The following is a 13,031-nucleotide window of genomic DNA, read 5'->3' on the forward strand; positions in this document are numbered from 1 at the left end:
AAATTACAGAATAGCGGTTTGGTTTACGCCGGTCCGTGTGCAAGAGACCGGCTAATATGCTGATTGACAACTAAGCGGCAATTTCTTTTTTGCTATATTGATAAGGCGTGACACCATAATATTTTCTGAAGACATGTATAAAGTAGGATAGGTGGCTGTAGCCACATTGGCTAGCTAACTGGTAAGTTACTAAATGGTTGTGTGTTTGCAAGAGTTTTGCAGCATATTGCATTCTACACTGCGTGATAATATCTCGGTACGTTGAACCTTCAGTTTTCAGATTCTTTTTGAGAGAACTAGTACTCATACATAAAATGTTAGCAACAGACTCAAGTGACCAATTATGACCTATATCTCTTGTGATGATCTCTTTTACTTTAAATGTCAGGCTGGGATTTGTATTCCTCATTAGGAATGAAATGAAGTCTTTACTGTTTTCAAAATACGATAAAACGAGGAGGGAAAGCATTCGTGCATGGCTGCTTTCATTTTTCGTCGGTTTTTTTATCGAATTATACTTAACAGCTAGATTGAATATTTCTGTATCCATACATTTGGTTTGAAATACGTCAGTATCACAATGGCAATTACAATTAATATATGACAGTTTATAATCAATTGAAGATAAAAAGTCACGGATAATGTATGATGGAATATGTATATGATGAACTGAAGATAAACTATTGTGGTCTATATTATGACAGGTTATTATTTGGTGGTTTGGGTTAATATGTATTTCATTTGATTTGCTAATAGATAATATAGTTTTGTGCGTGAAGAGAGTCACTGTGAGAAAATTATTGCACTCAGTGTTCATACTAACTCCTTAACAGTAAGGAAGATAATTATTGCCGTATAGTTTTTAATCTTTTAGGTATAGAACATTCTTGGGAAAAGGCAATAAATAACGCTTGAAACTATTTGCATGTTATTTAGCGCGCTATGAGATGGTTGCTAAAAAAAGGTTAAATAACAAAATTATCGGCTGATGATTAAATAATTAACTAGTTAATTATACTAATAAAAATCAAGCTAATTTGCTTGCTACGGCCGGAAAGAATAGGGCGCTAATTATATCAGCACACTATTCATGTGATAATGTATGTCATTATCATTAATACGATAATGCCACTGATTGAAAGGTTCTTAGGGTGTAGGGGGGGGATTTTACAACGCACCTAGAGTAAATCTAGTTTATGCTAAAATATCGACTTACCCAATTTTACTTCATGAGCCCATAGTTTTTTATATGACCATTTATCATTTGATCTACCAAGACTGAATATACATTCCTTGCTTTTGGTTTGGCACAATGTCCGCGCGTCACTAATGTTACATGATAGTAAAAGGCTTCCAGGGCTAAATTCTTTTATATTAGTGTCAACACCACCATTATGGTCATCAAAGTAAATCCAATCACTACACTCGGCTTTATAAACTAAATCATATGCACAAGGAGTATCATTAAACATCAATACGCTGCCAAAAATCATGGGTCTGATGGCTTCAATGAAATCAGCAAGTTCTTTTACACAATTGTCCTTATACTTATCTTTCCAGCGTATATTCATTAATTTTAGGTAAATTTTGCTAAGTTCATCGCTACTGAAATCGGTCACAGGGGCTATTGAACCACCATTGGCAAGAAATCTCCTCATTTCGGCCTGTCTTTTTTTCTGTGTTTTTTTGGAGAAACTCTCTTTTACGATGCAAATAGATCTGCGATTTAATATCCCGTATGTTAAATTAAAAAATTGTTTTTTGTGCTTAAAGGATAATTCTTTAGACTTTGCAGGGAGGTAACGACCGCCTTTTTGAGGGCATATTGGAAGTATTATGTTTTCAAAAATAATTGGGATTTTTTTGTAAGGATGGCTAAGATTGCCATGGTTATCAGTAAAGATTGCGCCAACAATTTCGCCATTGATTTCTTTATGGTAAAACCGGATTTTACTCGGGGATTTCTCCTCCAAGAGTTTTAGCACTGATGGATGATTACAAACACTACCACCAAATTTTTGATATGCCTGACAATAAATCTCATAACTTGATGCTTTCCATCCTAATAATTTTGCTGATAACATTTCTCTTGCCAAGTTTACGAATTTTTAATTTGGCATATTCTACAAGTCCATGTTTAAACAGTTATTAAATTAACGCATATTATAACTTATAGTGTCCTTTGCTCTCCGCTAACGTTCAACTCCACAGGCACATCAGTCTTGTAACCATTAGGTTTTTTCTTTCAAGGTAGTTTGCATAATTGAATTCAGAGAAAGAAATTTAAGTGAGGTTTCTTTGTAATAACTGGAAAGATGATGTTTAACCCATTGTTTATAAAATATGAGTTAGTCGAGTGTTATTATGAGGGTGGTAATTATCCATATGAAAATTATAAAAAACCACACTTTCCCTGACAGTCAGATCGCTAGAACCTAACCACATCCTCGTCCTCCGCCAGTGATAAAGTCGTTTTCGCTCTTAGCATCATTCAGGCTGCTGTAGAGGGCGGGTTTGACAATTAATCTTTTGATGGAAGGGAGTACCAACAACCCCTCATCATTTTCGATGAGGGATACGGGAAGCCAGCGTGCTTGGTTTTTTTATTTTCTTTTCTCATTCAGTCTGTTTCTAGCTTTTTACTTGGGCGTTTTGAGCTTTAGCTCATCGGGTAAAAAATAATTGCCGCAGAAAGTACAAATCAGCGTCGTATTCTTACGGAGTTTTAAGGCGCTTTGCTCCGAAGAATGTGAGCACTTAGGGCAAATCACTTGTACTGAACGATTGCTATAGAGCTTCAAGCTATCAAGGTAGGACATACGATTTTCTCGGCGTGTATAGGGTAAATCACCATACACTGTATATCTGTGAATAGCTTTAAATTGATTATTTATTAATCATATTCATTATCGTATCAAATAATACAGACGCTTTAGTATAATTAAATGTGATAAATTAAGCCTTTCGGTGCCTGTCGTACTTCGACAGTATGCCGAGTTCAATCAAAGCAACGATTGACATAATTTGTGAATACTTTAGATGAGTGCGCAAACAGCGTGATCGGTAAAGTTTTGCTCTGAAAACACCAGACACGAAGCGGCTTTTGTATATGAAAATTAGAGAAATTATCACATTAGGTTTTATGACATTTGCGTTGTTTGTTGGCGCAGGGAATATTATTTTCCCACCTTTTATTGGTCTTAGAGCAGGGGAGAACTTGTGGTATGCGGCTGCGGGATTTTTGATCACCGGCGTTGGTCTGCCTGTTCTCGCGCTTATCGCGATGGCGCGCAAAAATGGCTCGTTAGTTGAATTAACGAAACCCGCAGGAAAATATTTCGGCCTGTTATTATCGCTTATTTGCTATCTTGCACTAGGACCTTTATTTGGTACGCCGCGTACGGCAACGGTTTCCTATGAAATTGGTATTAATCCGCTTTTTTCTGGGCAGGTGCCCTTGAGCATATTTAGCCTAGTGTTCTTCATCGCGGTGATAATCTGTTCGCTTAATCCACTAAAACTCATTGATATTGTAGGGAAGTTTTTGTCCCCGCTTAAAGTAGTTTCGCTGGGGCTTCTGGGGTTATATGCTTTTTGGCGACCAGCGGGAAATGAGCTTTCTACTTTCCCTGAATATGTAGAAACACCATTTTCTAGTGGAATGATCAACGGTTATCTGACGATGGATACGCTCGCCGCGCTGGTATTTAGCATTATTATCGTTAACGCGATTAAATCTCGGGGCGTAGATCGCGCACAGAATATTACTCGTTATATGGTGATTACTGGGCTGATTGCTGCTGTGGGGCTCATTTATGTCTACATCAGCCTTTTCTATCTTGGTGCCTATAGTTTACCGTTAGCGCGCACAGCGACAAATGGTGCTGATGTCTTGCATGCCTATATCGTCAACGGTTTTGGCTTTAAAGGCAGCGTATTTTTAGCCTTTGTCATCACTATCGCCTGTCTGGTGACTGCAATTGGACTGACTAGCGCTTGTGCATCGTATTTTAATCAGATAACCGGAAAGTCCTACAAAATGTTTGTTGTAATTCTGGCAGCGGTATCTATGCTGCTGTCGAATCTTGGGCTGACGGAGATTATCCGTTTTTCTTTACCGGCATTAACATCGGTATACCCTCCGTTTATTGTGCTGGTAATTTACGGCGCGTTAGCCAAAGGTGCCAACAATTCGGTCATGCTCTGTATGCCTGCAACACTGGTGGCTTTTGTGGTGGGTATTATGCAAAGCGTGGTACCTGTGGATGATATCCCTTTGTTGGTACAACATTTACCGTTTTATAAAGAAGGAATGGGGTGGATTGTGCCTACTCTAGTGGTATTTGTACTTAGCGCAATATGTCGTAAAGTGACACCGTCTCAACGAGTGACAAGCTAAACGTTTGTCGAGATAACAAGCGCCTTTTATGGCGTTTGTTATCGATACTGTTTTATCGATAAATCTTCTTAGCGGATTTTCTTAAAGGCGTGCCGAATTTGTAGCATGTTGATAAGCACCAGCGCCGCGGTAAAAATAAATACCCAACGAAATCCCAGAACTGCCGAAACACTCGATCCCAGCATCGGGCCAATCACATTGCCTAAATACATGAAAGATTGGTTATAACCAAATATGCGGCCCGTAACGCGATCGCTGGAATATTTCAAAAGCAACGTCTGTACAGCCGGCATCAGTGCCCCATCGGCAAAGCCGAGCATAAAGCGTAAAATGCCAAGCTGTAGCGGCGAAGTCACCCATGCCATCAAGCCGAAAAGCACAACGGTAAATCCAAGGGCAGCGACTAGGATCCTTCCAGTGCCGATCCGGTCGCCTAAGCCTCCTAATCGAGGGGCCGATACCAGTGCGGCTAAGCCGGGAACAGCGGCGATCATTCCACTAACAAACGCAATATTGCTGGTGTCAGAGGCTAATTGCCGAATAAATAGCGTCAAAATTGGGCTGATCGATGCATTTGCCAACTGAATCATCAATGTCGTGACAAACAGCGCGATAATTATTGTGGGATACGGGAGGGAGCGAAAGACTTCTTTGCCTGTTAACTGATCTTCTTTTTTGACCGTAATGCGTCGTTCTTTGATTAAAAATAGCGTCACGAAGAAACTGACAAACATCATGGCCGCGGTAGAGAAAAATACCGTGCGCAGGCCAAGATGATCCGCCATCAATCCTCCGAGCAATGGTCCTGCAATCACTCCACAGATTTGTCCTGTTGAAAGCGTACCAAGCGCCCAGCCGCTTTTATCACGCGGAACCTGTGAGGCGACAAGTGCCATAGCATTGGGAATATAGCCGGAGGTCAAACCCATCAGTGCACGTAGAGCAAACAGTTGCCAGACGTTAGTGGCTATACCTTGAAGTGCAATAACCACCCCCATACCCAGAGAGGCGCGCAGTAACATCAGCTTACGCCCCTTACGGTCGGCTAAACTTCCCCATAGGGGAGCCACAAGGGCTGATACCATAAAAGTGGCACTGAAAACTAAACCAGACCATAAGCTTAGTGATTCATGGTTATGTACGCCGAGTTGTTCTACGTACAGCGGCAAGAAAGGCAAGATTTGGCTCATCGCTAAGCCTGTAAAAAAGCAGCCAAACCATACCGAGATGAGGTTTACTTTCCAAGATTCCATGATGTCTCGACGGCAAGGGGAGAGCCAGATTGCGGATTTGCTATGTGATAATATCACTCGGAGCGGCAGTTTTGTTACTTAAAAAAAGTAAAAAGAAATGGCGTTTTGTTTTCAATGCATTGAATTGACGAATCTTTATCACATTTGCTAACAGTTTCTCGCCATGAAAGAAGGTTTATTTACATTTTCAGTTTTGTCTAGCGCCTAAACTAACCTCATATATCACGTCAATTTGGATGTGATGTTCCATTGAAAACTAAAATGATAATGGGAGTTTGTATGTTGACATTGAATGCTGCTGAAACCGCGCTGGTACTTATTGACTTACAGGAAGGCATTCTACCTTTTGCTGGCGGCCCGCACTTGGCAGCTGATGTTGTAGCAAGATCGGCGCGTATCGCTGAACATTTTCGTCAACATAATGCGCCGGTCATTTTAGTTCGCGTAGGCTGGTCATCGTCTTTTGAAGAGGCGCTAAAGCAACCGGTAGATGCCCCCGCGCCAGCGCATGCGCTGCCTGAGAATTGGTGGGATTTTTCTGAAGCACTGAATGTACAGCCGGAAGATATTGAAGTGATTAAACATCAGTGGGGAGCATTCTATGGCACCGATCTGGATCTCCTACTGCGTCGCCGCGGCATCCGTAATATCGTTTTAGCAGGGATCTCAACGAATATCGGTGTGGAATCCACGGCGCGCAATGCTTGGGAACATGGCTATGCGGTAGTGATTGCAGAAGATGCTTGTAGTGCATTTGATGATATTCAGCATCAGCATAGCTTTAAGTATATTTTTCCTCGTATCTCTCGTGTTTCAGACAGCGAGAAAATTATTGCTGCGCTGCGATAAGCGCTACGATGAAATATTATTTGTGTTCATTTCCGCGGTAGCTTAGTTTGCGGAAATATCAGCAGGGAGCAGAGAGTGAAAGAGACAAAATTTAGCGGTTTTACTCAGCAAGGGCTTAATTTTTTGCAGCAGGTGCGGGTAGAAAATAGTAAAGAGTGGTTTGAAGAGCATCGTTCGGTTTACAACCAACATGTTTTGACGCCGTTTCGCGCCTTAGTGGATGAGCTTGCGACGCCAATGCTGAAGATTGATCCTCAGTTTGAAACGCGTCCTGCTATTGGTAAAACGTTATCGCGTATCCATCGTGATACGCGTTTCTCCCATGATAAGTCGCGCTATCGCAGCCAGATGTGGCTTACATTCAAACGTCATTCCAAAGAGTGGACCGATGCTCCAGTGTTCTTCTTTGAAATCAGCCCAGATACGCTGCGCTACGGGCTTGGCTATTACTCTGCATCCAAAGGTACGATGGATCGTTTCCGTCATCTGGCGCTGCGTCAGCCGGAGGAGTTTGCGGCGGCAACAGCCTGTTGTAAAAAGCCTTTTGAGCTGGTGGGGGATATGTATAAGCGCCCATTGGTGAAGGAGCAGGATCCTGCCATCGCGAATTGGTATAACCGCAAAACCTTTGCCGTGATGGTGACAGACCATCAGGTAGAACAGCTTTTTTCATCTACGTTGCCAGAGATGCTCGCGAAAAGATTTACCCAACTCGCTCCGCTATATCAGTTTCTCATGAAGGTTGAGATGCTAAAACAGGTGCCATTAGAGGATCTCTAGACAGGCGACTAACGCCATTCGAGCATTTATTAAATGAACGGTTCTAGACAAGAATATACCGTAGTGATTTTCAGCATAAAAAATCCCGTAACGCGATCGGCGTTACGGGATATATCGCGGCTCTTGGGCGAACGGTTATTTAGGCATGGTTGCCTTCGTCGCCTTGGGGGTGAAAGGATCGTTCCCCAGAGAGCTGTAGGCGACTTGCTTTAATGCAAAGTTCATCACCGTAGGTGAAGGGTGCTTTTGGTTTGAGATAAATGGATACTTCGCCACTAACTCCTGACTTTTAATGCCCGTCCACTCCGAGAATAGATGCAAGAAATCCTCAGCCGAGCGACGTGCTTTGATCACTCTACGGCGAGTGTCATCGGAGGACAGTATCATTAGCGGAACCTGATAGTTCTGCTGATATTTATCATCGTGTGACAAAAATTCATTGCTGGTGCCTTTTTCGTGAAACGCCAGTCCATGATCGGAGAAATAGATCATCGAGAAGTTCTGTCCGCTGCCTTTGAGCTGGTTATAAAGCTGGCTCAGGAAACTGTCGGTTTGCGTGATGCTGTATAGGTAGCAAGAGGTCTCTTTTGAATGAACGAAAGTATCGTAGCGCCCGCCGGTACGGTCACAGGCTTTTGGATGAGAACCAATTAAGTGATAGACCACTAATTTAGGTCCGTCAGTCTGAGCCTGAAGCGCATCCTCAGTAAAACGTAGGAGGTCGAAGTCGGAGGTCGCTTTGCCATCTTCAAAATCGCCTTTTTTCAGGAAACGTACATCGTCAGCACGCTTAGCAACGCTGGCGACTACGGTATCATAGCGTCCAATTTGTCCTTGATTGGAAAACCAATAGGTGTGAAAACCGGCTTTTTTAGCCAGTGTAATGATGCTGTTTTGGTATTCAGGCTTACCGTCGCGAACCAGATTCAACGTTTGTCCCAATGATTTTTGAGTCGATGGAGCGGCTGAAATGTAATCATTGAAGAAAGTACCAATGACTTGGCTTTCGAACGGCGTATTGTTCCACTTGCCGCCAAAGCTGCCGTGAGCATCGCGACGTGCGCTTTCACCGATAACCAGCACGTACACCTGCCGCTTCGCTTTTACATCTTCTACGTGCCAAGTATCAGGCACGGAGGATAATTCTTTCATCCGCGCCATTTCGGCATCGACTTCTTTCTTACCATTGGCCACATCTTCAACAAAACGCACGACGGGGTAGCCAGTGTCGCTAAGTTTAAATTCACCGCCGGCTCTCAGATTAGTCACCGGTGCCAGTAACAACGCACCAACGAAAGAAAATAGGAAAAGCGATTTAGCCATCGTCCAGCGGCGTATTTGCGGCGTTTTTCTGCGTAGGATAAAAATACCTAAAATGAAAATAAATACCGCAATCAGATAGTCCCAGTAAGGGAATATCTGCATCATTTCGCCCGCTTCTTCTGGGTTCGTCGAGTATAGAGACAAAATGGAATTGAAGTTCGGCGGTCCAAACACGCGACCAAACGGGTAGTAAAACGCGGCAGTAAGTATACAAATAAACAGCACCGCTTTTTGAACGCGGGGGAGGTAACTGCCCAATAGCAAGAAAAAGCAGCCTAACCCGATAGCATAGACCACGCTAAATTCGTAACCGAGCCCCAGGTTAATCAGAGCAGCTAAAACAAAATAGAGCAGTGTATAAGGGGTTAGTAATTCGCGAGTCTTATTCTCTGGCTCGAAAGGATTTGATGTTAAGTTCATTTTTATTATCTGAAAGGGTGCAGTGCACCAAAATTAACCGCGGGATCCATCTTCACTCACCTACAGACTCATCGCTGCCTTTGGTATGTTGTGGAGGTGTTTCCATTGTACTGTCTTTACCGGTTTCAAAATCCCGAGCAAAGCTGCAAGAAGATATGCTGAGCGAGATTGAATAGCAACAGAAACAGCGGGGCTGTGGTGTGATTTAGGATGCAAATTTAAGACAACAGCGCATTGCCAAAATTTGGCTACGCATTATAGCGAAAAGTTTAAGGACTCAGGGGATTAACAGAAGAAAAAACCGCGATTGAAAGTGTCAACCAAATGATACCGAGTAGCTCGATATCATTTGGTGATAGCTGCGTTAAGCGCCCTTATGCAGGGTGTTAACTCCTTGTGCATTATGTGACAACATTTGGTTATTTAAATTAATCGACTGTTGGTCGGTTAATGCATCAGGTGGGATATTCATATGGCGTAAAACATCCCCCATGATTTGACCAAATATCGGCCCAGCCACCGAGCCGCCGAAGTGCTTTCCTGCATTTGGATGGTTTACCATTACAACCAGTGCAACGCGCGGATCGCTTGCTGGGGCGACGCCCGCGGTGTAGTTCACGTAGCCGCCGTCATACTTTCCGCTGTCCCCCATTTTTTCTGCAGTACCGGTTTTTATGGCTAAACGGTAGCCTGGCACAGCTGCAGTCACGCCGCTGCCACCCGGTAAAGCATCACTTTCCATCATATGGACTACGGTGCGAACGATGTTCTCATCCATCACTCGCGTTCCCAGAACAGGAGGTGTGACTTTGGTAATTGAAACTGGACGGAAAATACCAAAGGAGCCGATGGTGGCGTATTCACGCGCCATTTGTAGAGGAGTGACACGCAAACCATAGCCGAAAGAGAATGTAGCGCGTTCAATATCAGACCAGCGTTCGCGATGCAGTGGAAAATAACCGCTACTTTCTCCTCCAATCCCAAGTCCGGTGGAAACACCTAGCCCAAAGCTATGATAGAGATTCACGAGCACGTCAGAGGGCATAGCCAGTGCAATGTGTGATACTCCGATGTCACTCGATTTTTGCAAGATACCGGTAATCGTGAGGCGCGACCAGTGCCCAACGTCCTTGATCAAATGCCCGTTGACGGGATATGGCGTCGTATCGATAACGGAATCAGGACGAATCAGATGGCGTGCCAAACCAGCCATCACCACCAAGGGTTTAACCGTTGAACCTGGCTCGAAACTATCAGATATCGCCACGTTGCGCATATCCTTTTGCGGCACGCCTTGGTAATTATTCGGATTATAAGAGGGATAACTTGCCATCCCTAAAATTTCACCGGTATTAACATCCACCAACACTGCCGCACCGGAATCGGCTTTATTCAGCAAAACGCCTTCACGTAGGTGTGAGTAAAGCGCGTATTGCAGGTAACGGTCGATGCTAAGGCTGAGCGTAGGGGCTTGCTGTGCCGGATCGTCTTCCATAAGGCTAACCACGTTGCCATAACGATCTTTACGATAAACGCGATGCCCAGGTTTCCCTTGCAAAAGGTTGTTAAAACCACTCTCTATACCGTCTAAGCCTTGCTGATCTAATCCAACGATACCGATAAGATTAGAGGCTGCATCGCTCATCGGATAATAACGGCTGGAGTCAGACGGCGTGGATATTCCATATATATGAAGCTTGTTAACATATTCCGCAATACCTGATTCAACCTGGCGGCCAAGATAGATAAAGTGGCGATGCGCGTTATCGAGTATCTTTGCCTTGATATCACTTTCTGGCTGTGAAAGCGCCGTGCTGATATATGACCATTGCTCACTGGTTAGGTTAGGATCGCGTTCTAGGACATGGATAGGATCGGCAATAACATCATTTGACGCCACGCTGACCGCTAAAGGTTGCCCTTCGCGATCGGTAATCGTTCCACGTAAAGGTTGAGTCACCAATGAACGTAGTGAACGCTGATCGGCCTCACGCTCTAACTGAGGGTGATTCATTAACTGCAAGTAACCAACTCGACCAAGAAGTAGGGCTAGAAAAACGACAATACCCAAGCAAATTAGAACAAAACGCCCCTGAAAATAATTGCCACGCGGATTCAATGGACTTCTTTTACGCATAATTCAGCCAATAGGAAAAATTCTATATCAATAGAGTGGAGTGCTGGAGTCCGCTAACTATAAAAGAGAGTGAGAAGAAAGGTTGGCTTATGAAACATTTGTTCGCACTTCAATTATCATTGAAATAAATGAAACAAATAAAAATAAAGCGATTAAAAACGAATCTCTCTCAAGCCAATGATGCCGCTAGAGCCAACAGTATCATGCTCTCTCCACCCGCAAGTGAAAAGTGGGAATGGGAAAAATCTGGCGTGCAGTATTGTTTATGAGCTATTAATGCAGATTATTCTTTAATAATGGAAACATGCCAAACATTTATTGATATCTTTATTTTGCAATCATATTATCCGTGCACTAAGCGTATGAGGTTAAATATGAATCAAAAATTGAAGCCGTTAAGCCGAGTAGCCATTATTCTCACCGGTATTATTGGAATGGCGACTGCGCACGCCGATCTCATGGGATCGTTAAAGAGTGCAAGTGAACAGCTTTCATCCAACACGGCGAGCACATCAGGTGCGAACAGTTCATCACTACTGACCGGAGCCTTAGGATCGCTCATGGGTGGAAATGCTCAAACACTCCAGTCAACGAGCAGCGCGAATATCGGTGGCGTACTCAGCTATTGTGTACAAAATAATGTGCTGGCTGCGGGTAATCAGAAAGTGGAATCTGTTAAAGATGCTTTGCTGAACAAACTCGGCACACAGACAGAAAGCCAATCTTACCAAAATGGTCTCAACGGTATTTTAGACCTGCAAGGTAAAGATGACGTCAATCTGAACAATTTAGGTTCAATGACGAGCGATATGAAAGCGAAGATCAAAACTAAAGTGTGCGGTATGGTTTTAGATCAGGCGAAAAAAATCGTCTAAATTCAGCGTTTATATTCTTGAGGAGTGGCATTTTTAGGCCATTCCTCTCTCATTTATTTCAAATAGCGACGACAGAAGTTACCCACCTCAGCGATGGCCATACGCGATTCTTTCATGCGTGGCACTAGATATTGCCAAACGTGCCACATTCCTTGCCAGTAAGAAAATAGAACTTCACTCCCTGACTTTTGTGCTTTTTCTGCCAATCGTTGTGCATCGCTGAAAAGGATTTCCTCACTGCCAACCTGAATCAATAACGGTGGTAACCCCTCTAATTGACCAAATAAGGGGGAAACATCAGGATTAGTTAGCGGCGTTGATCCACAGTAAGCGTTTACACAATGAGAGGCCTGTTGAATGTGAGGAGCGAAAAACGGATCGCGCTTTAATCGAGTCTTGACCGATTCGCCATTCATAGTGAGATCGACCCACGGGCTGAGTACTGCGATAGCAGCGGGGCGAGGGAGAGTGGAAATTGATTTAATCCGCAAAGCTAATGCAAGTGCTAAACCCCCGCCAGCAGAGTCACCCATGAGAAAAATACGCTTAGTATTGATGTTAGGTTGCACGCAAAGCCAGCGATAAACGGTTTCTGCATCGTTTAGCGCGGCGGGATAAGGGGATTCGGGAGCCAAGCGGTAATCAATCAGAAGCAGCGGAATTTTTGCTGCATCGGCAATAAAAGAGGCCATAGAACGGTGGCTTGAGCATGAACCCATGTGATAAGCGCCGCCGTGTAAGTAAAGAATGACAGCATCAGCACACGCATTCTCAGGTGTCAGCCATTCTGCGTAGATACCGGAGAGTTCCACGCTGCTCAGGCGTACACCATTGGCCAGCGGCATGCGCTCACCCAATTCATCCATTTGTTTACGCACGGTAGCAACGTCACTGAGGTCGGCTTGTGCAAAATGGCGCTTAATCACAAACTTGAAGAGATGGCTTTTTAGACTGCGCATCTGAATTCCCTTTCAAACAAACTCATAAAGATATTG

At 43.7% G+C, this 13,031-nt stretch carries 11 protein-coding genes; 4 read left to right on the forward strand and 7 right to left on the reverse strand.

The window, feature by feature from the left end:
- Nucleotides 1–70: 70 nt before the first annotated feature.
- From K9N75_RS22830 to K9N75_RS09655, 3 genes are all read right to left on the reverse strand, one after another.
- On the reverse strand, nucleotides 71–817 hold the full coding sequence (locus tag K9N75_RS22830; protein ID WP_375374057.1) for a helix-turn-helix domain-containing protein: 747 nt from the start codon (nucleotides 815–817) through the stop codon (nucleotides 71–73).
- Between the two features lie 382 nt (nucleotides 818–1,199).
- Nucleotides 1,200–2,084, reverse strand: a complete 885-nt coding sequence (locus tag K9N75_RS09650; protein WP_175319993.1) for a GNAT family protein — start codon at nucleotides 2,082–2,084, stop codon at nucleotides 1,200–1,202.
- Between the two features lie 555 nt (nucleotides 2,085–2,639).
- A complete protein-coding gene (locus K9N75_RS09655) occupies nucleotides 2,640–2,819 on the reverse strand; it encodes a YnfU family zinc-binding protein (protein WP_071887123.1) in 180 nt (59 codons plus the stop codon).
- Between the two features lie 290 nt (nucleotides 2,820–3,109).
- Between K9N75_RS09655 and brnQ the strand changes: the two genes are divergently transcribed.
- The gene (gene brnQ / locus K9N75_RS09660; protein ID WP_008813154.1) at nucleotides 3,110–4,399 is read left to right on the forward strand and encodes a branched-chain amino acid transport system II carrier protein; all 1,290 of its coding nucleotides are present in this window, start codon (nucleotides 3,110–3,112) and stop codon (nucleotides 4,397–4,399) included.
- A 68-nt stretch (nucleotides 4,400–4,467) separates the two neighbouring features.
- Here brnQ and K9N75_RS09665 read toward each other — a convergent pair whose 3' ends face one another.
- Nucleotides 4,468–5,652: a multidrug efflux MFS transporter gene (locus K9N75_RS09665; RefSeq protein WP_166713150.1), complete on the reverse strand. Its 1,185-nt coding sequence runs from the start codon at nucleotides 5,650–5,652 to the stop codon at nucleotides 4,468–4,470.
- Between the two features lie 279 nt (nucleotides 5,653–5,931).
- On the opposite strand from K9N75_RS09665, the gene K9N75_RS09670 reads away from it, so the two are divergent.
- Both K9N75_RS09670 and K9N75_RS09675 read left to right on the forward strand, forming a co-directional pair.
- Nucleotides 5,932–6,501, forward strand: coding sequence for a hydrolase (locus K9N75_RS09670; protein ID WP_224452531.1), 570 nt, complete (start codon nucleotides 5,932–5,934; stop codon nucleotides 6,499–6,501).
- A gap of 75 nt (nucleotides 6,502–6,576) precedes the next feature.
- Nucleotides 6,577–7,281: a DUF2461 domain-containing protein gene (locus tag K9N75_RS09675; protein WP_008813157.1), complete on the forward strand. Its 705-nt coding sequence runs from the start codon at nucleotides 6,577–6,579 to the stop codon at nucleotides 7,279–7,281.
- A gap of 135 nt (nucleotides 7,282–7,416) precedes the next feature.
- Here K9N75_RS09675 and K9N75_RS09680 read toward each other — a convergent pair whose 3' ends face one another.
- Both K9N75_RS09680 and K9N75_RS09685 read right to left on the reverse strand, forming a co-directional pair.
- Nucleotides 7,417–9,024, reverse strand: coding sequence for a phosphoethanolamine transferase (locus K9N75_RS09680; RefSeq protein ID WP_224452532.1), 1,608 nt, complete (start codon nucleotides 9,022–9,024; stop codon nucleotides 7,417–7,419).
- 364 nt (nucleotides 9,025–9,388) lie between these two features.
- Nucleotides 9,389–11,161 carry a penicillin-binding transpeptidase domain-containing protein gene (locus tag K9N75_RS09685; RefSeq protein ID WP_224452533.1) on the reverse strand — a complete coding sequence of 591 codons (1,773 nt, stop codon included), beginning with the start codon at nucleotides 11,159–11,161 and terminating at the stop codon, nucleotides 9,389–9,391.
- A gap of 374 nt (nucleotides 11,162–11,535) precedes the next feature.
- On the opposite strand from K9N75_RS09685, the gene K9N75_RS09690 reads away from it, so the two are divergent.
- Nucleotides 11,536–12,036, forward strand: coding sequence for a DUF2501 domain-containing protein (locus K9N75_RS09690; RefSeq protein ID WP_008813160.1), 501 nt, complete (start codon nucleotides 11,536–11,538; stop codon nucleotides 12,034–12,036).
- A gap of 53 nt (nucleotides 12,037–12,089) precedes the next feature.
- On the opposite strand, the gene K9N75_RS09695 is transcribed toward K9N75_RS09690, so the two are convergent.
- A complete protein-coding gene (locus tag K9N75_RS09695) occupies nucleotides 12,090–12,995 on the reverse strand; it encodes an alpha/beta hydrolase (protein WP_224452534.1) in 906 nt (301 codons plus the stop codon).
- Between the last annotated feature and the right edge of the window lie 36 nt (nucleotides 12,996–13,031).

The sequence above is a fragment of the Hafnia paralvei genome, assembly GCF_020150375.1.
GTDB lineage: Bacteria > Pseudomonadota > Gammaproteobacteria > Enterobacterales > Enterobacteriaceae > Hafnia > Hafnia paralvei.